At 44.5% G+C, this 18,008-nt stretch carries 17 protein-coding genes and 3 pseudogenes; 10 read left to right on the forward strand and 10 right to left on the reverse strand.

All coding sequences use genetic code 11. The features are described 5' to 3' along the window. Positions 1-11: 11 nt before the first annotated feature. The 5 genes and pseudogenes from V6N89_RS16555 to V6N89_RS16575 all read left to right on the forward strand — a co-directional run bounded on the left by V6N89_RS16555 (position 12) and on the right by V6N89_RS16575 (position 4,853). A complete protein-coding gene (locus V6N89_RS16555) occupies positions 12-710 on the forward strand; it encodes a YggS family pyridoxal phosphate-dependent enzyme (protein WP_346992974.1) in 699 nt (232 codons plus the stop codon). A 61-nt stretch (positions 711-771) separates the two neighbouring features. Next, positions 772-1,593, forward strand: coding sequence for a pyrroline-5-carboxylate reductase (proC, locus tag V6N89_RS16560; protein WP_338518551.1), 822 nt, complete (start codon positions 772-774; stop codon positions 1,591-1,593). Positions 1,594-1,614: 21 nt separating this feature from the next. Beyond that, the gene (locus V6N89_RS16565; protein WP_346992975.1) at positions 1,615-2,154 is read left to right on the forward strand and encodes a YggT family protein; all 540 of its coding nucleotides are present in this window, start codon (positions 1,615-1,617) and stop codon (positions 2,152-2,154) included. A 56-nt stretch (positions 2,155-2,210) separates the two neighbouring features. Continuing rightward, on the forward strand, positions 2,211-2,651 hold the full coding sequence (locus V6N89_RS16570) for a DUF4426 domain-containing protein (protein WP_338518552.1): 441 nt from the start codon (positions 2,211-2,213) through the stop codon (positions 2,649-2,651). A 179-nt stretch (positions 2,652-2,830) separates the two neighbouring features. Then, positions 2,831-4,853: pseudogene (locus tag V6N89_RS16575) on the forward strand (FAD-dependent oxidoreductase). Positions 4,854-4,855: 2 nt separating this feature from the next. On the opposite strand, the gene V6N89_RS16580 reads toward V6N89_RS16575, so the two are convergent. The 4 genes and pseudogenes from V6N89_RS16580 to V6N89_RS16600 all read right to left on the reverse strand — a co-directional run bounded on the left by V6N89_RS16580 (position 4,856) and on the right by V6N89_RS16600 (position 9,530). Continuing rightward, complete coding sequence (locus tag V6N89_RS16580) at positions 4,856-6,028, reverse strand: hypothetical protein (protein WP_338518553.1); 1,173 nt, start codon at positions 6,026-6,028, stop codon at positions 4,856-4,858. Positions 6,029-6,431: 403 nt separating this feature from the next. Next, entirely contained in the window at positions 6,432-6,767 is a 336-nt protein-coding gene (locus V6N89_RS16585) for a VOC family protein (protein ID WP_338518554.1), read from the reverse strand. A gap of 157 nt (positions 6,768-6,924) precedes the next feature. Next, a pseudogene (locus V6N89_RS21855) lies at positions 6,925-8,770 on the reverse strand (DUF885 domain-containing protein). A gap of 118 nt (positions 8,771-8,888) precedes the next feature. Continuing rightward, positions 8,889-9,530, reverse strand: coding sequence for a glutathione S-transferase family protein (locus tag V6N89_RS16600; RefSeq protein WP_338518558.1), 642 nt, complete (start codon positions 9,528-9,530; stop codon positions 8,889-8,891). Between the two features lie 302 nt (positions 9,531-9,832). Here V6N89_RS16600 and msrA point away from each other — a divergent pair, with 302 nt between their 5' ends. Continuing rightward, positions 9,833-10,426, forward strand: coding sequence for a peptide-methionine (S)-S-oxide reductase MsrA (gene msrA, locus V6N89_RS16605; RefSeq protein WP_338518559.1), 594 nt, complete (start codon positions 9,833-9,835; stop codon positions 10,424-10,426). Here the strand turns inward: msrA and V6N89_RS16610 are convergent. From V6N89_RS16610 to V6N89_RS16630, 5 genes are all read right to left on the reverse strand, one after another. Next, on the reverse strand, positions 10,423-10,761 hold the full coding sequence (locus tag V6N89_RS16610; RefSeq protein WP_338518560.1) for an AzlD domain-containing protein: 339 nt from the start codon (positions 10,759-10,761) through the stop codon (positions 10,423-10,425). The genes msrA and V6N89_RS16610 overlap by 4 nt on opposite strands. Continuing rightward, entirely contained in the window at positions 10,751-11,284 is a 534-nt protein-coding gene (locus V6N89_RS16615) for an AzlC family ABC transporter permease (protein WP_338520157.1), read from the reverse strand. The genes V6N89_RS16610 and V6N89_RS16615 overlap by 11 nt, the downstream gene beginning before the upstream one ends. 26 nt (positions 11,285-11,310) lie before the next feature. Continuing rightward, positions 11,311-11,475, reverse strand: a complete 165-nt coding sequence (locus V6N89_RS16620) for an AzlC family ABC transporter permease (RefSeq protein ID WP_338518561.1) — start codon at positions 11,473-11,475, stop codon at positions 11,311-11,313. After that, positions 11,472-11,963, reverse strand: coding sequence for a helix-turn-helix domain-containing protein (locus V6N89_RS16625; RefSeq protein WP_338518562.1), 492 nt, complete (start codon positions 11,961-11,963; stop codon positions 11,472-11,474). The genes V6N89_RS16620 and V6N89_RS16625 overlap by 4 nt, the downstream gene beginning before the upstream one ends. 352 nt (positions 11,964-12,315) lie before the next feature. Next, entirely contained in the window at positions 12,316-12,702 is a 387-nt protein-coding gene (locus V6N89_RS16630) for a VOC family protein (protein WP_346992977.1), read from the reverse strand. 111 nt (positions 12,703-12,813) lie between these two features. Between V6N89_RS16630 and V6N89_RS16635 the strand changes: the two genes are divergently transcribed. Next, entirely contained in the window at positions 12,814-13,500 is a 687-nt protein-coding gene (locus tag V6N89_RS16635; protein ID WP_338518564.1) for a helix-turn-helix transcriptional regulator, read from the forward strand. 218 nt (positions 13,501-13,718) lie between these two features. Beyond that, positions 13,719-14,138 carry a hypothetical protein gene (locus V6N89_RS16640; protein WP_346992978.1) on the forward strand — a complete coding sequence of 140 codons (420 nt, stop codon included), beginning with the start codon at positions 13,719-13,721 and terminating at the stop codon, positions 14,136-14,138. 64 nt (positions 14,139-14,202) lie between these two features. On the opposite strand, the pseudogene yaaA reads toward V6N89_RS16640, so the two are convergent. Continuing rightward, a pseudogene (gene yaaA / locus V6N89_RS16645) lies at positions 14,203-14,979 on the reverse strand (peroxide stress protein YaaA). Between the two features lie 335 nt (positions 14,980-15,314). Here yaaA and tal point away from each other — a divergent pair. Together tal and pgi are read left to right on the forward strand one after the other, a co-directional pair. Beyond that, positions 15,315-16,274, forward strand: a complete 960-nt coding sequence (gene tal / locus V6N89_RS16650; protein WP_159626714.1) for a transaldolase — start codon at positions 15,315-15,317, stop codon at positions 16,272-16,274. A gap of 15 nt (positions 16,275-16,289) precedes the next feature. Continuing rightward, complete coding sequence (pgi, locus tag V6N89_RS16655) at positions 16,290-17,939, forward strand: glucose-6-phosphate isomerase (RefSeq protein WP_346992979.1); 1,650 nt, start codon at positions 16,290-16,292, stop codon at positions 17,937-17,939. Positions 17,940-18,008 lie beyond the last annotated feature (69 nt).

Below are 18,008 nucleotides of genomic sequence, written 5' to 3' on the forward strand. Positions count from 1 at the left end.
CAAGGTGAATAATGCAAACAATAGCAGAAAGACTACATTCCGCACGAAAAGGAATAGACAAAGCCGCTACCAGTGCACATCGTCCACCAAATTCCATTAAATTACTAGCGGTTAGCAAAACAAAACCCGTATCAGATATCATGGAAGCGTATGAAGCGGGACAACGTATGTTTGGTGAAAACTATGTTCAAGAAGGTGTTGAAAAGACACAAGAACTTGCTCACTTAGCTGACATAGAGTGGCATATGATTGGCCCTATCCAGTCAAACAAAACAAAAGTCGTCGCTGAGCACTTTCACTGGGTACAGTCTGTCGATAGGGAGAAAATCGCTCGTCGATTGAACGAACAACGCCCAAGCCATTTGGCGCCGCTCAATGTGTGTATCCAAGTTAATATCGATGACGAAGAGAGTAAGTCGGGCGTGTCGATTGATGAACTAGACGCATTAATTCATTTTGTGAGCCAACAAGAACGCCTTCAACTTCGCGGTTTAATGGCTATCCCCAAAGCGAACCCAAACGAAACTCAACAGCAGCAAACGCTCGCTAAGTTGAACGAATTATTCGACCATTACAGTACATTACTGAGCAATTTTGATACCCTATCCGTAGGAATGAGTAGCGATATGTTGCAAGCAATACAACACGGCTCGACGATGGTCCGTGTCGGTACTGCCATCTTTGGTAAACGGGACTATCCTAAAGGGTAATACTTCCGTTTACGCAATATCGCTATGCATTAGCTAAACGTAATCAACATAGAGGATTTACATGCAACAGAAGAAATTAGCATTTATTGGCGCGGGTAATATGAGCCGCAGCATTATCAGTGGTCTAATTAAGTCAGGTTATGCCAAAGAAAATATTCTTGCCGCAAACCCTTCAACACCTAAATTAGAAGGTTTAAAGGCCGAGTTCGGCATTCATACCACTCAGTCCAATGATGAAGCATGCCAGTTTGCTGATGCCATAGTACTTGCAGTTAAGCCTCAAATAATGGGCGATATGTGTGCAGCGTTGCAGGACAATAACGACCTGTCAGGTAAATTATTCTTAAGTATAGCGGCGGGATTACCCGTAGCTCGCCTGCAAGAAATGTTAGGTGGTCAACACCCGGTAGTTCGCATCATGCCAAACACGCCCAGCCTATTAGGTAAAGGTATGTCGGGCATGTACGCAGACGACACCGTCTCAGCGTCAGACAGACAATACGTTGACGACGTGATGAACAGTGTTGGCGAGACGGTTTGGGTAGAAAAAGAAGATGGCATTAACGGTGTTATTGCCGCTGCAGGCAGTAGCCCAGCTTATTTCTTCTTGTTTTTACAAAACATGCAAGAAGAAGCGATGAATATGGGCTTTGATAAAGCACAGTCTCGTTTGATGGTTCAACAAGCTATGTTAGGCGCAGCCGAAATGGTTTGTAACAACCCAGAGCTTGAATTAAGCGAATTGCGCGCCCAAGTTACTTCTAAAGGCGGCACAACTGCTGAAGCTGTCAATACTTTCATTGGCGAAGGTCTTAAAGACATCGTCAGCAAGTCAATGCGCGCGGCAGTTGCTCGTGCTGAAGAAATGGCAAAACAGCTATAACGTTTGTAGGAAAATTAGAACATGAACGCAACGGTATTTTTAATTGATACCCTATTTAGTCTTTACTTGATGGTCGTCATCTTGCGCCTTTGGCTTCAAGTTGTACAAGCAGATTTTTATAATCCATTAAGTCAGTTTGTTGTAAAAGCGACGCACCCAATCGTGGGGCCGTTGCGACGTGTTATCCCCTCTATTGGACGCTTCGACACGGCCACGTTTGTGTTAGCCGTTGTTGTTTGTGCGCTTAAAATTGTCACTCTTGGGCTGCTGTTTGGGGGGAATTTAAACCCGCTAGGCGTTGCCATTTTGTCGGTCGTTGGCGTGGTAAAAGAAACCTTTTCGCTAATGTTTTGGGTTCTTTTGCTAAGGGCTATTCTCAGCTGGGTTTCACAAGGACGCTCGCCGGTAGACTATGTACTTCACCAACTCACTGAGCCATTTTTGACGCCAATTCGTAGAATTATTCCACCTTTAGGTGGACTTGATCTGTCGGTGCTCATTGCCATTATTGCTCTGCAGTTTTTGCAATTGCTCCTGCAAGAAACATTTCCTTTTTACTAAGAACACGATGCTCAAAGGCATCTAGGCTTGATTCGCATTGGAATAGGTAGAAATAAATGAAAACTATTAAGTTAACGTTGTTGACTGCACTTGCTGCGGTATTATCAATGTTAAGCACAAACGTATTCGCTGAGCAGAAAAAGGCGCTTGGTGAATGGGACGTGCACTATATGGTGGTAGGCACACCATTTTTAACACCTGAAGTGGCTTCAAGCTATGGCATAGTCAGAAGTAAATTTAACGCACTGGTGAACATTTCGGTGCTCGACAGAACTTCTGGCGAGGCACAGCGCGTTAATGTATCAGGCAATGCGAAAAATTTATTGGGCAACACTCGCCAGCTTACTTTTAAGAAGGTTGAGGAAGGCGATGCCATTTACTACCTCGCCGTATTGCCATTTCGCGACCAAGAGACGTTCCGTTTCGATATTGACGTGCAAAAAGGTAACACCAAACAAACACTCAAGTTTCAGCAAAAGATGTACGTCGACGAGTAAGTTGAACGGTGTAAGAGCAACCTATATAAAAGCGAGATTGCCGTGGGCCTTCTCGCTTTTTTAATGCATTTTTTCATTCCCTGACTTTACCATTCACGCGAGGTAGTAAATAATCAAGTTAACTGGTCGGGCCAACGTATTGGCACCCTTCACTAAAAATTAAAGCAAAGAGAATACTTATGGCTACCCCTTACCCTCACCTACTAGAGCCGCTTGATTTAGGCTTTACTACCCTTCGCAATAGAACCCTGATGGGGTCTATGCACCTTGGTCTTGAAGAAGAAAAAGGCGGCTTTGATAAACTGGCAGCTTTCTATGCCGAGCGTGCGAAAGGTGGCGTTGGTCTAATCGTTACCGGTGGTATCAGCCCAAACATCTCAGGTTGGGTAGCCCCTTTTGCAGGCAGAATGACCCGTAAAGGCCATGCAAAGAAACATCGCGTTATAACTGATGCTGTGCATGCACAAGGCGGTAAGATATGTATGCAGATCCTGCATTCAGGGCGCTACGGATATCATCCTCTTGCGGTATCCGCTTCGCCAATGAAATCACCGATTACACCGTTCAAGCCACGTGAGCTTTCATCTCGTGGGGTCAGAAGCACTATCAAAGACTATATAAAATGCGCAAGTTTGGCCCGCGAGGCTGGCTACGATGGCGTAGAAATTATGGGGTCGGAAGGCTACTTGATTAACCAGTTTTTCTGTCAGCGAACAAACCACCGAGATGATGAGTGGGGAGGCAGTCTAGAAAACCGGGCGCGGCTTGCAGTAGAGGTTGTCAAAGGTGTAAGAGAGAAAGTGGGTACTGACTTCATCATCATTTACCGACTATCAATGCTAGATCTAGTAGAAGGCGGTGCACAGTGGGATGAAGTAGTGTATCTGGCCAAAGAGATTGAAAAAGCCGGTGCGACGCTTATCAATACTGGGATTGGTTGGCATGAGGCGCGCGTTCCTACTATTTCTACCTCAGTACCACGCGCCGCATTTACTTGGATAACCAAACGAATGAAACAGGAAGTGTCGCTTCCATTGGTGACAACTAACCGTATTAATACACCAGAAGTTGCTGAGTCTGTGCTCGAACAAGGCCATGCTGATATGGTATCAATGGCGCGCCCGTTCCTTGCAGATGCACACTTTGTGACTAAAGCCATGCGCAACGAGTCATCGCTTATTAACACCTGTATTGCCTGCAACCAGGCCTGTCTTGATCATGCCTTTGAACAAAAGCGTGCTAGCTGCTTGGTTAACCCTCAGGCGTGTTACGAGACAGAACTCACATTCACGCCGACTACCCACAAAAAGAAACTTGCTGTTGTGGGCGCAGGCCCAGCAGGGCTAGCATTTTCTATGTACGCGGCTGACAGAGGTCATGATGTACACCTGTATGACAAAGCTGCAGAAATTGGTGGTCAATTTAATTACGCTAAGCAAGTGCCGGGCAAAGAGGAGTTTTATGAGACCTTACGCTACTTTAAAAATCAGCTTGAGCGCACTGGCGTAAATCTTCATTTAAATACAGAAGTTACCCCTGTTGAACTGGAAAATCAGGGGTTTGATGAGGTTGTACTCTCGACGGGTATTAACCCTCGAAAGCTTACCATTGAAGGGCATGACCACCCGAAAGTAATGGGCTACCTTGATGTATTACGCGATCATAAACCAGTTGGTAAAAGCGTTGCTATTATCGGTGCTAAGCGGCATCGGGTTTGATGTAGCTGAGTATTTAGTCGAGCATGAAAACCTCGCACTAGATAAAGAAAAGTGGCTAGCACATTGGGGTATTGATGAACAATACACAACACCAGGCGCGCTTAAAGAAAAAACCATCGAGCCCTCAGAGCGAGAAGTGTATTTGTTACAACGTAAAACCACGAAAGTCGGTAAAGGTTTGGGCAAAACCACGGGGTGGATCCATCGTCAGTCGTTAAAACACCACAATGTTCAAATGATAAATGGCGTTAGCTACGACAAGGTAGATGATGAAGGCTTGCACATTACCGTCAACGGCACACCTAAATTACTGGCGGTGGATAATGTCATTGTTTGTGCAGGACAAGAGCCGTTTAAACCGCTACAGCAGCCATTAGAAGAGGCGGGGTTTAAGGTACACATTATTGGCGGTGCAGATGTGGCAGCAGAGTTAGACGCAAAACGTGCAATTCGCCAAGGTGCAGAACTCGCTTCCACCATCTAATTTTACTGCTTGATGCTACGCTGCAACGCTTCTAGCTTTGCAGCGTACAACTCCCTGTTGTCAGAAGGAAACGAGAGCGACATTGCTTTTTCCATCGTAGACACAGCTCTATCCAGGTCGCCCTTGAGATAGTAGAGTCTCGCGAGACCGAAGTAACCCTCACTCAGGTACGGTCCTTTGTCGATAGCGCGCTTAAAGAATAATTCTGCACGCTTATAATTTCCTTTTCCCAACATCCGATTGCCGATGTCATACCAACGATACGGATTACTATCGTCCGCCTCAAGGTACATATCGCCTATTTTCTTGAGTGTCTCAGTGTCATTTACTTTGTTAAGCAGTACTGCAAAATTACTGAGCGTGTGAATGGACTTATTATCAATATCAATCGCATACTCGTAGAGCGCCCTTGATGCTGTTAGGTGATTGTCCATACGGTACAGCACAGCCAGCGTATTTAGTGTTTCTGCGTTTGTGGGCTCTAATTGCATCGCTTCTGACAACAAACTATAGGCCAAGTCGCTTTCGTTTTTGCCCATGGCCTCAGCAGCCATGTTTTGATAGTACATCGAAATAAAAGCTTCTTCAGTCAAATAGTCTCCTATGTCGTTCGATGCAGAAGGAAAGTAGTCGATGATGGCTCTACTTCTAAAGAAAATCACATCGTCTTTTTTCTCTGGCAAAGGTTCAAGCACTAAACTTCTCACGTGGGTAGACGTAGTGAGAATGCCGTTGATTCTTCGATAAATAGGTGGGGTATGTACTTGTTGATAGTAAACATCTAATCCCACTAGACGTGCCAATGCTGTAGTAAGCACAGCCAGAGACAAGCAATTGCCTGACTGATTGTTTAATGTCTCTGAAGCCGTAAAGGTTTCACCGACATAGCTAAAATGCTCAACCAACTTGTTGATATAATCAGACAGCCTAAAGTTGGGTGATACATCTTGATTTTCCGGTGCGTAATAATAAGACAAGAATTCCTGCTGCTGCTCCTGACTTAACGCGAACAGTGACGCAGGTTTATTTACAGGGACGTATCGGTAAGACGCGTTTTCCCACTTTGGCAAAGTAGCTTGAGGTTCTGAATTTAGGCTTGCTGTTGGCGGTACAGATTGACATGCTGTTAACGCTACAATAGCGACAGCACCTAATACGGCGTTAAATGTTTTCATTGCTACTCCCTTGTACTTTCTCCCTGCGACACTAGAGCGTGTTGACCTTTGCGGTACACTTTTTGTTCATTCCAAGCGAGTATCAGGCAATGAACGAGTTGCGTGGTTTGGTTATTCCAAATTAGCGACGAGTAAAGCCGCATGAGGCTCGCTTGGATGAACCTTTCAGGCAGCAATTGTTTAGCATTTATACTGCGTCTGCGCACACTTATGTAGATGGCTACACGACGTGTGCACTTCCTTGTCTAAATGCTAAACACTTTGCTGCAAAAACGTACGGCAAAGGTCAACACGCTCTAGATAATTGCATTTATAATCCAGCGCCACAAGGCATTGTGGGAAAATATTTCTATTTAACAATGACCTATAAAATCCCTCCATGGGAGTGTCGACACGAAAACCGTCAGAATTGGTCAAACATAATGGCGTTGCCATCGGGGTCTTTCACTATCAGATGTCCCGGCCCGCTATTGCCTTTTACGGGCACGTCAATAGAAACACCATTATCAATAAGCCTGTCTTGCACTGCTCGCACGTCACTGGGGTTAAACGTAAGGATATTGTCCTCGAACATGCCCTCGAAAAGGCCAATCATGGTTTGGCCATTTTTCATGATTAGCCACTTATCTTCTATCGAACCACACGAAGGCATAGCCTCAAACCCAAGCGCTTCATAAAACGCCTTTGACACCTTAATATCACTCACTGACAAGCTCAGTGAAAACAACCCAAGTTCCACAACACACTTCCTTTTAATTGTTTAAAATTTATACCAAGCAACAATGTAATAAAGCTATATGACAAAAACACTGCCACTGGTCGCAAATACAAAAAAAGCCAGTGATAATTATCTATCGACTGGCTTTTCGAGTTTACCGTTTATTGTCCTCGTTGAATTAACCTTTTTGGCTTTCTATCCAACGATCAATCTTTTGCTCAAGAATAGCCAGCGGAATGCCTCCGGTATTGAGTACTTGTGCATGAAATTCGCGAATATCAAACTCATTTCCTAATGCTTTCTCTGCGCGGGCACGAAGCTCTTGAATTTTCAGTGCACCAACTTTGTAAGACAACGCCTGAGAAGGTATTGCAATATAGCGCTCAACCTCAGCAACCACCTCAGTACGTGTCATGCCTGAGTTTTCTAACATAAAGTCGATAGCTTGCTCTCGTGTCCACCCTTTCGCGTGAATGCCGGTATCAACTACCAGACGCATCGCGCGTAGTTGCTCATCTTGAAGCGTGCCGTAGCGGTTCCATGGGTTCTCAAAAAAGCCCATTTCATAGCCCAGGGTTTCTGAATACAACGCCCAGCCTTCGCCAAATGCAGGTAAGAAACTAAAGCGCATGAATGAAGGAAGCGCTTCGTTTTCTTGCGCTAAACTTATCTGGAAGTGATGTCCAGGCGCACCTTCATGAAGGTAAAGAGTAACGTTACCTGTGGTAAGACGGCTTGGTAAATCATACGCGTTAAAATAGAAGGTGCCTGGTCTTGAACCATCCGGTGTGCCTGGTTGATAAGAACCACCCGCACTAAATTGCTCAATTGCAGGGTCATAAGGTTTTATCTCTAACTCTGATTTTGGAAGCAATGAGAAGTATTGATCAATTTTTTTATCCACTTCTTTGCCAATATCGTAGTAGCTTTGAGTTAAAGCTTCGCGGCTCTTTGGCTTAAATTGCGGATCGGTGCGCACGAAGTCAAAAAACGCATTAAGTGAACCATCAAACTTCACTTCATCTTTAATCTCTAGCATATCGTTTTTAATACGCTTAACTTCTTGAAGACCAAGGTTGTGAAGCTCATCAGGGGTCATTGGCAGTGTTGTAGAACCTTCTACCATCAACTGATACAACTTCGCCCCGCCTTTCATGTCACTCAGTCCGATACTTTCACGTGCCACTCGGTAGATATTCGTCACGAAGAAAGTCGCGCATACGGGTTGTTGCGTCATAAATATCTTGCGTCGCCGTTTCATACGCAGCCGTCAAGCGCGCTTTTTCAGCTTCGGAAAAGCTTTCTGGAAACATAGTGACAGGCCCCCAGAATTGAGACTCTTTCAGAGGAATAGCAAGCTGAGTGTCAAACTGCTTGATAACACGATCAATGGTTAACTTAGTTTCAAGCACACCGCTTTCCATACCTTCACGGAACTTATCGATCGAGCGGTCAGAAATGGCAATGTACTCTTTATGACGAGATAAGTTGTTTTCGTAGTCTTCTACGGTGTTAAAGGGTGCCGCCCCTTTTCCGCTGGCGAACGTTGGATAAAATGTATGGAAACCACTGAAGTGGTTAACTGGACGTACTTCGGTAAGCGCCTCAATTTCGTCACTGGACATTTCAAGAGAACGTTCTTCATTGTATTTGAAAACATCGTATGCAAGCTTATCAACGTCGCTAAGTTTAGCTCTGTCAATTTGCTTAAGTTCAGACAAATTAAGCAATGTTGCCGTTTTTCCTGCTAGTGCGTGTGAATCCGTGTAAAAGTCGCCAAGTTTGTCCGCATATCGCATATCGCCTCGAAAGATAGCCATAATTGGGTTTAACTCTATGTCTCGTTGGTCAGCGGCTGCAAACAACGCGAATAGTTTATCGTGCTCTGATGCTGTAGTAACCGATGACGCTTGTTCACTCGCTTCGTTTGCATGATTATGTGAATGGGCAAGGGATGCAAAAGAGGTAACTCCCAGTGCCAATGTAACTGCGCTACTTACTAGCAATGTTTTAAATGCTTTCATTTTTGTTCTCTTGTTATATCGCCGTCAGGCGCTGCCGATTATTATTGTTCGCTGTCGATTCAGTACTTTTAATAAAGTCGTGTGATGTATTGTCTAAGACAAATGTTGTGTCCCGACACTATTTGGACATATGGCTTACTTCGTTTCGCCATGCTCGTTCATAAGCTTCTCGCCCAAGGACTCGCTGCGCATATACTGCTACGTTTTCGCATTTTCCATTGGCGGTTAAATCTAGCTTACTTCCTTTTGCCCACGCGAGAATATGCCCTGCAATGACGTCAGCCATAGTGAACATGTTACCGCAAACAAATTCGTTATCTGCCAGCATAGCTGAAAATACAGGCAGTACGCGTTGAAACTCCCAGACAGCGACTTCTCGCATTCTGTCAATTCGCTGCTCGCTTGGCAATGCAAAGGTGTGCTTTGCTAAATTCCAGATAGGCTGTTCTAACTCGCTTGTCAGAAACAACATCATTTCTTCATACTTTGCGCGCTCAAAGCTGCCTGGTTCGGGAATAAACTCCTGCATACCATGGCGTTCGGCCAAAAAAGTGACAATTGCTGCGGATTCAGTTAACGCGCCTTCTTCTGTCACTAATGCTGGAATTTTAGCAGCGGGACTAATCGCTCTGTATTCATCAGTTAAGTGCTGGCCCATTTTTAAATCTATAAGGTGATAATTGTAAGGTAAACCAAGCTCTTCTAAAGCCCACGCAATACGAACTGAGCGCGTCTTTGGGTAACCATAAAGTGTGTACATGCCTTTGACCTTTAATGAACGAATGTGCGCTCACTGTAAGTCGAACGAGTAAAAAGTGCTACTAGGATATTGTTACTGAGTTTTAACTTCGCAATAAAGCCCGCGTCTAGGCCTATAAATGAAAGGTAAAATGATGAACACCGTTCTCTATCTACTTAGATGCGAATTACTCTTGGTGACACGGCTTTTACTGTTGTTAAAAGACAGCCATAAATCACATAGAACAATTCGTGCTTTTGAACGTACCTAGTTATTAAGCAACACGTTTAACTACAAACTAATACAAATAAAAAAGGTGACTAATGAAAACGATTGTTTCTGCGCTTTTGATTTGCACGGCAGCATTTGGAGCTCCGTCATATGCCGACGAGGCCATTTTGGCGGGTGGCTGTTTTTGGTGTATGGAATCTGATTTTGAAAAGCTGGAGGGTGTCACTGATGTAATATCTGGTTTTACCGGAGGAACTGCGCCAAACCCGACCTATAATGGCAATCATAAGGGGCATTATGAGGCAGTAAAAATAACCTATGACGGCAATAAGCTTTCGTATCGCGATATTCTTGATCACTTTTGGGTAAACATAGACCCCTTCGATAGTCGTGGTCAATTCTGTGACAAAGGCCCGAGCTACTTGAGCGCTATTTTTGTCGCTAACGCTGAAGAACGTGCTATTGCACAAGAGACCAAAAATGCAGTGATCGCCCAATTTCCAAATCAAAAGGTTGTAACCCCCATTCTAGAAACTACGACGTTTTACCCCATAAAGGGGAAGGAAATTGGACACCAAGACTTTTACAAAAAAAGCCCCGTTCGATATAAGTTTTATCGTTGGAACTGTGGCCGCGATCAGCGATTAAAAGAAATTTGGGGCGATAAAGCTAACGGAAAATCCTAAGTAAACACTACAAGCGCGAGCCCAAACGCCAATACGCCCACCAATACAGGGAGCCCAAGCGTCCTAAACTTGCGCCACATTAAGGCTGTAACAAGAGAGCCAACAACTGTAGCAAGCCAACTCGCTTCTGTAGGCACCTTCGGTATTAGCGAGGTGCCCAACATAGCGGCAATCATAAGTGGCCCTAACACACTCAACCACATGGGCAAATGCGCCTCGTTGTTACCGCCTTTGCGCCTATTGAAGTGGCGCTGCGTCCATACCAGGGGAACAGCTCTAAGCGCATAAGTCCCTAGTGCCGCAATGACAATAGCCACCCAAATATCAGTTTGCATATTTCTGTTTCCTCTCAGCGTGAATATATAAGCAATAGAACGCAAGTGCTCCTGCCATAGCAGCCAGCGGTATGGCAGCATTTTTAAATGCGCTTTGAGCGATAAATAGCGCCATCGTAATAGTTACAAGTAATGCAATACCCCATGTCCTGTCAGAAAATTTAGGCGCAAGTAATACGAGAAATAATGCAGGTAAGGCAAAAGGCATGACGCTATCCAGTATTGGCCATTTTTGTGTTAACGCATCGCCAGCTATTCCCCCAATTGCTGTGCCAATTATCCAGCTAAACCAGGCGACCAAGGAGAGCCCTATAAACCACCCTACTTTTTCGGCATCTTTCATTGTAGGTAATCGAGTATGCGCCAACGCAAAAATTTGATCGGTTAACCCGTGCATGAGATAAGGCCACGCGCGACTTTGCGGTAAATATGGCACTATGTTGGGTGCATACACCACATGACGAACATTCACCAGCAATGTCATACAAACCGCCAACCACAATGGTGAACCTGACGCCACCATAGCAACCAATAAAAATTGAGAAGCACCTAAGCATAGATAAATACCGAAATAAGTGTTGCTTCTAACGTTGAAAATCCCGCTTGAACCGCTATTACGCCAAAGGAAATAGCAACAGGTATGTATCCTCCAAGAAGTGGTAGCCCATCGATAACGCCTCGCTTCCAGCCTCCTTTTTGCAATGATGGATTCATTCGCTAACGTCCTTATTGTAAACAATGGTGATGAGGCAGGTTGCCCATGCATCCTGTGTTTTATATACATGTGGTAGGTCGGCGTTAAATGTGACACTTTCGCCCGGCGTCAAGCATGCAGCATTGTCAGTGTTTCCCGCTTCAAGAGAGCCACTGACCAGCACAATGGTCTCTTGTGTGCCTTTAGCGTGAGCCTCTGCTTCCCTTGTAGTATTGGGCGCAATAGACATCCAGTATGCATCGACGTTGGGGCGTCCCTTACCTTGTTCAATCAAACGTACCTCGACGCCCTTCTCCCCGACACTACTGCTTAGAGGTTGGACTAACGCCCCAAAAGGCACGCCTAATTGCTTAGCTAATCGCCAAATTGTATCCAAAGTAGGATTGCCATTGCCCTGTTCAAGCCGAGATAAATTTGACTTAGCAATCCCCGCCCCCGCAGCCAATTGAGACAAAGAAATGCCTTTGTCTAGCCGCAATTTTTGCAAGTGCCTACCTAACGTGTTCAACGTAGTTTGATTCAAAGCTGGTCACCCCATGTTTTTTTACAAAAAACGATTGACGCAAAAACGTTCCATTTAAAGAACGTTCTATATATAGAACACTCAAAAGTCAATAAATTGTTCATTAAAAAAACAAATAAGCGTAAGAAAACCTATGGGTGACGTTAGGCAATGGAATAGAGAATGAGGAAGCAGAAGGTAATAAACTAAGACATGATTCTAAAACTAAAAGAGCCCTCTGATTCATGGTATTCCACTTCACAGAGAGCCTATAATTATGTCCCATTTAGCGTTGCGCAGAACACACTACCTGTAGCGGTTCTACATGCTAATTTGGTTACTGAACCATGCAAAAAGCATTTAGTTTATTGCCGTCTAGGTCGCGAAAATAGCCAGCATAAAAACCTTTAGTCGCATCTTCAGGACGAAAGCCTGGAGCGCCTTCACAGGTTCCACCCAGCGCGAGAGCTTTTTCATAAAAAGCATTGACTTGTTCGGGGCTTTCCAATGCAATGGCAACCATATTACCGTTACCAATAGTGGCAGCTTCTTTGTTGAAAGGCCGTGTAACGCCAAATGAAACTTCCCCAGGCTGACGAGCCCACGCGATAAAATAGTTGTCTTCCTCCATAAAACGCTCTGCGCCTATAGTGCTTAATAGCGCATCGTAAAAGCTGCCAGCGTGCGCCAAATTGTTTGTACCTACTAATACATAACCGATCATTTTTGTCTCCTTGCTGTTTTAAACACGAAATCATCATATTCATTGACTACTGACAGTAAGTGTCAGTAGTGTTTTCCTATTGTTGTTCTACCTACTTAAGAGATATCGGTAATGCGAAAAGCAGAGCGACTCAACGAAATTGTGCATTATTTAAGAAGGATGCATCGCGCCACGACAGCACGGGTTTTAGCTGACACTTTTGAAGTTAGTGAGCGAACTATTTATCGCGACATTCAAGACTTGATGGACACGGGGATCCCCATTACTGGCGAGGCTGGCGTGGGTTACTTAATTGATAAGACGTACCACCTCCCTCCTATTATGTTTGATGCTGACGAAATAGAGGCTATTGCGCTAGGTATAGGAATGGTGAGCAACTGGACGGACGATACCTTTGCTGAAAAAGCCAAAAGCGCATATAGAAAAATACAGGCTACACTCACAGCTCCCATGCTTCATGAACTCACTCAGATCAGTACGTTTTCCGCACCTAGCCACTATAAAATTCCTTGGGAAGTTAATTTCACAGAAGTAAGAGAATGCATTAGGCAAAAACAGTTTGTTTCTTTTTGCTACATAGACCTTAAAGAGAGGATTACCAAACGTACAATAAGGCCACTGGCATTAATTTCATTTAGTCCGGTTTGGCTGCTAACAGGCTGGTGCGAGAAACGAGCAAACTTCAGAAACTTCCGACTAGATCGCATCTCCCAATTTAGCGCAGAGGGCAAACGGTTTCGTGATGAAAAAGGAAAGACATTAGCAGATTACTTAGCATTAACGGAAAACGACCAGTGAATGACTTATTGCACCTTTCAGCGCTCACGTGTACTCAAACCGCAGAAACTTATCGTACTGCTAACGCCCCCTCTTTTCCCTTTGGTTTTTATTGGTAATTTGCCTTATTCCCATTACAGACTAAATTTTAAGATAGCCGTCTGATGTGACGGCAAAAAATTTATACAAACTACACTATTGGGAAAACCTATGAAAAAAATTCCACAGTAATTGTCGCATTGTTATTGTTGGGTTCGTTTAACGCGCATGCCGTTGACTTGGTAAGCGGAGACAACTCTAATTTAACAGCCATGTGTATTGCAGCCGCGAGTTCGGATGAGATGGTAGAGGCGAAGGCTAAAGAGTTTGGTTTCTCGAAACAGGAACTAGACACGTTTACTTGTAATGGAATGACCCTAAAGGAATTTGCTAAAGAGTATCGCGATGATACTTCTGGCACGCCTGTTGTTGTTTATACGTTTGAAGAAACCGTAAGCAGTCGTGAGACACAGCTTTGCATTGCTGCAGCGAAGTCAAATGCAGCGTATGAGAAAGTGAAAAAAGAATTGTTTAATGGAAAGGTAGAAAAGGTAGCCTGCAACGGATTGAGTATTGAGCGATTTGCCAAGCGTTATGGGAACAAAGGGTTTAAAATATAGCGAGCATAGGTGGCGAACCTAGTAAGTTCGCCACCTTTCCTTGTACTGTGAGTTACCGTTGCGCCTATTCTTCCTGATTGCGCAAGAATACCAACTCAGTCGATGAGCTTTGTTCTTCGCTATATTGATAGCCGTCGACATCAAAAGCTTTTAGCCCTTCAACATCAGCAACACGGTTTTCCATGATATATCGCGCCATTAAGCCGCGTGCTTTTTTAGCGAAAAAGCTAATGATTTTGTACTGACCGTTTTTGTAATCTTTAAAGTGCGGTGTAATAACCATGCCATCAAGCTGTTTTTTCTTAACAGCTTTAGAGTATTCGTTTGAAGCAAGATTAATTAAGACATTATCACCCTGTGCACTAAGGGCATCATTAAGCACGTTAGTAATGCGCTCGCCCCAAAATGCATATAGGTCTTTTCCTTCTGAATTCGCCAGCTTAGTTCCCATTTCAAGTCGATAAGCTTGCATTAAATCCAGCGGGCGTAGAAGTCCGTAAAGCCCCGATAATATCCGCAAGTGATCTTGCGCATAATCCACTGTCTCGCTATCTAAGGTGTAGGCATCAAGTCCAGTATAAACATCACCGTTAAACGCATACATCGCCTGGCGCGCATTGTCTTTGGTAAACGGCGTTGAAAACTCAGCAAATCGATTAGCGTTAAGCGTGGCAAGCTTGTCACTTATCTTCATCAGCGATGATAAATCGGCTTACGACAGGGTTCTGCATACTTTCATTAGACGCTCGGTGTCTTCAAGCATACTAGGTTGCGTAAATGTACTTACCGGAATTTCGCTTTCAAAATCGAGATTTTTTGCTGGGGACACTACAACTAACATTTCAACTCCTTCAATCAACTACATCGCCATTGTACCACTTGATACGCAAGAAACCGTAAAATGGCATAAGAAAGACTCAAATTGGCTTAACAGAGAAATCCGATTAGCGGCTATTTTATCCAAATCTTACCCAAATCCCATTCCATATATTTAGTGGGTTTGGTATAAATAGTGTATTCCTTGAATGTTTGATGCAATCAAACCGCTAGACCCTACAACGCATTAGCGAAACCAACAATTAAAGCCTGCTACAAAAGCGAGCTATCCAACGCTGTTAGAGTGCACTGCTCTAAATAGCAAAATGTAGAATACTGAAATAAAGAACAGAGAGAACTATGAGCAATCAGCTAGCTTCATTACGTGATATTACTACTGTAGTTGCCGACACGGGCGATATCGACGCGATTAAAAAATACCAGCCAGTAGATGCCACTACTAACCCATCGTTGCTGTTAAAAGCAGCTAGCCTACCACAGTATGCCAGCCTAATTGATGATGCGGTTGCATGGGCAAAGCTTCAATCAAATGACGCTGACCAGCAGCTTACCGACGCGGCAGACAAGCTTGCGGTTGCTATTGGTAAAGAAATCTCTGGTACCATCCCTGGTCGCATTTCGACAGAAGTAGACGCCCGCCTTTCATTCGACAAAGCTGCAACCATTGAAAAGGCCGAGCGCCTTGTTCAGCTTTACGAAGACGCGGGTATCGACAAGTCACGCATTCTTATCAAGATTGCGTCTACGTGGGAAGGTATTCAAGCTGCTGAAGAGCTAGAGAAGAAAGGCATTCAGTGCAACCTAACGCTCCTATTTAGCTTTGCTCAAGCACAAGCGTGTGCTGAAGCTGGCGTTTACCTTATCTCTCCTTTTGTAGGTCGTATTCTTGACTGGTACAAAAAGGCCACAGGCACTGAGTCATATGCTCCTGAGGAAGATCCTGGCGTAGTATCAGTAACGAAAATTTACAACTATTACAAAGAGCACGGTTACAAGACTGTCGTAATGGGTGCAAGTTTCAGAAACATCGGTGAAATTCAGGCATTAGCAGGTTGCGATCGCCTCACAATTAGCCCTGCCCTGCTTGAAGAACTAGCCAACGAGTCTGGTGAGCTTGAAGTAAAGCTTAAAGACAACGGTGCAACCAAAACGCCTGGCGCGCGCTTAACCGAGAGCCAGTTCCGTTGGGATATGAACCAAGATGCCATGGCAACTGAGAAGCTTTCAGAAGGTATTCGCAACTTCGCAGCAGACCAAGATAAGCTTGAAACTATGCTTCGCGAGAAACTTAGCGCTTAAGGAAAAGGTAAAACAATGAGTGTTTTAACGTCACTTCCAGAATTTCAAAAACTAAGTGAACTTGCAGAATCGGTAAAACACGCGCATATGCGTGACTGGTTTGACAACGACCCTAACCGCGCATCTAGCATGCAGCTAGATGCCTGCGGCATCTTTTTGGACTATTCCAAAAACCGCGTTTCTTCAGAAGCATTAAACGGCCTTTTCGACTTAGCCCGTGCGTGTAACGTTGAGGGGCTTCGCGATGCAATGTTTGCGGGCGAGCAAATCAACTCTACCGAAGGTCGCGCTGTGCTGCATACCGCCTTGCGTAATTTCTCTGACCGCAAGGTAATGGTGGATGGCATAGATGTTATGCCTGAAGTACACGCTACACTTGAGAAAATAGAAGCCTTTACGGCGTCAGTTCACAGTGGTGAGCATAAAGGTTATACGGGTAAGCCGATAAAGCACATTGTTGCGATTGGTATTGGTGGTTCATTCTTGGGCCCCAAAATTATGACCGAAGCACTTAAGCCACATACTGTAAACGCAGTAAAGGTGCATTTTGTTGCTAACGTTGATGGCTGTCATATTCACGATGTACTCTCAAGCGTCGATTTTGAAGAAACTCTTGTAGTAATGTCTTCAAAGTCATTTTCTACTCAAGAGACACTTCAAAACACGCTAACGGCAAAAGACTGGTTCTTGAAATCGGGCGGTACTCAAGCGGATATTGCAAAGCATTTTGTTGCGGTATCGTCAAATGTGAAAGCGGCGACAGAGTTCGGCATTAGTTCTGACAACATTTTCCCTATGTGGGACTGGGTTGGCGGTCGCTACTCACTTTGGTCGGCTATCGGCCTCCCTATTTCGCTGGCGTTAGGTTTTGAGAACTTTAAAGGCTTGCTAGAAGGTGCGTTTGACATGGATACGCACTTTACCACAGCGCCACTTGAGCAAAACATGCCAGTACTACTGGCGTTATTAGGCGTGTGGTATCGCAACTTTTTTGATGCGCAATCTCATGTACTTTTACCTTATTATCACTACTTGCGCGGTCTTCCAGCCTATGTGCAACAGTTGGATATGGAAAGTAACGGCAAAGAAGTAACGCAAGAAGGTAAAAGCGTTGATTACCCAACCTGCCCAATCATTTGGGGCAGTGAGGGCACAAATGGCCAGCACAGCTTCCACCAGCTTATTCATCAAGGCTCTGGTGTTATTCCTGCTGACTTCATGCTTCCGCTTAACGTACCTAATCAAGACGACACGCACCACGCCATGCTGGCGTCGAATTGTTTTGGTCAAACGCAAGCATTGATGCAAGGTAAGACCTTTGAAGAATGCTACGCCGATTTAGACGGTAAGGGCTTAGATGATGCTGAGCGTAAGCGTTTAGCGGCGCACAAGACAATGCCGGGCAATAAACCTAGCAACACGATTTTGTTTGAAAGCTTAACGCCTAAAATTCTTGGCGCGCTGGTTGCAATGTATGAGCATAAGGTATTCGTTCAGGGTGTTATCTGGAACCTAAACTCTTTTGACCAATGGGGCGTAGAATTAGGTAAAGTACTAGGAAACCAAGTACTTGCAGGCATTCAGGGTGAAGCAGACAAAGAAATCTTCGATGCATCAACCCAACAACTGATTGCTAAATTCAGAGCAGCGAATGCACCAAAATAAGGAAACCGAGGTAAGCTAAGCTTGCCCATTTGGTGCAAAAAACAAACTGAGCGGTCATCTTTTATACGA

The sequence above is a fragment of the Alteromonas gracilis genome (assembly GCF_036870955.2).
GTDB classification, from domain to species: domain Bacteria; phylum Pseudomonadota; class Gammaproteobacteria; order Enterobacterales; family Alteromonadaceae; genus Alteromonas; species Alteromonas gracilis_A.

Coding starts and splice junctions, on each gene's coding strand:
- V6N89_RS16555 (WP_346992974.1), top strand. CDS start 12: ATGCAAACAATAGCAGAAAGACTACATTCCGCACGAAAAGGAATAGAC.
- proC (WP_338518551.1), top strand. CDS start 772: ATGCAACAGAAGAAATTAGCATTTATTGGCGCGGGTAATATGAGCCGC.
- V6N89_RS16565 (WP_346992975.1), top strand. CDS start 1,615: ATGAACGCAACGGTATTTTTAATTGATACCCTATTTAGTCTTTACTTG.
- V6N89_RS16570 (WP_338518552.1), top strand. CDS start 2,211: ATGAAAACTATTAAGTTAACGTTGTTGACTGCACTTGCTGCGGTATTA.
- V6N89_RS16580 (WP_338518553.1), bottom strand. CDS start 6,028: ATGAAAACATTTAACGCCGTATTAGGTGCTGTCGCTATTGTAGCGTTA.
- V6N89_RS16600 (WP_338518558.1), bottom strand. CDS start 9,530: ATGTACACACTTTATGGTTACCCAAAGACGCGCTCAGTTCGTATTGCG.
- msrA (WP_338518559.1), top strand. CDS start 9,833: ATGAAAACGATTGTTTCTGCGCTTTTGATTTGCACGGCAGCATTTGGA.
- V6N89_RS16610 (WP_338518560.1), bottom strand. CDS start 10,761: ATGCAAACTGATATTTGGGTGGCTATTGTCATTGCGGCACTAGGGACT.
- V6N89_RS16615 (WP_338520157.1), bottom strand. CDS start 11,284: ATGGTGGCGTCAGGTTCACCATTGTGGTTGGCGGTTTGTATGACATTG.
- V6N89_RS16620 (WP_338518561.1), bottom strand. CDS start 11,475: ATGAATCCATCATTGCAAAAAGGAGGCTGGAAGCGAGGCGTTATCGAT.
- V6N89_RS16630 (WP_346992977.1), bottom strand. CDS start 12,702: ATGATCGGTTATGTATTAGTAGGTACAAACAATTTGGCGCACGCTGGC.
- V6N89_RS16635 (WP_338518564.1), top strand. CDS start 12,814: ATGCGAAAAGCAGAGCGACTCAACGAAATTGTGCATTATTTAAGAAGG.
- tal (WP_159626714.1), top strand. CDS start 15,315: ATGAGCAATCAGCTAGCTTCATTACGTGATATTACTACTGTAGTTGCC.
- pgi (WP_346992979.1), top strand. CDS start 16,290: ATGAGTGTTTTAACGTCACTTCCAGAATTTCAAAAACTAAGTGAACTT.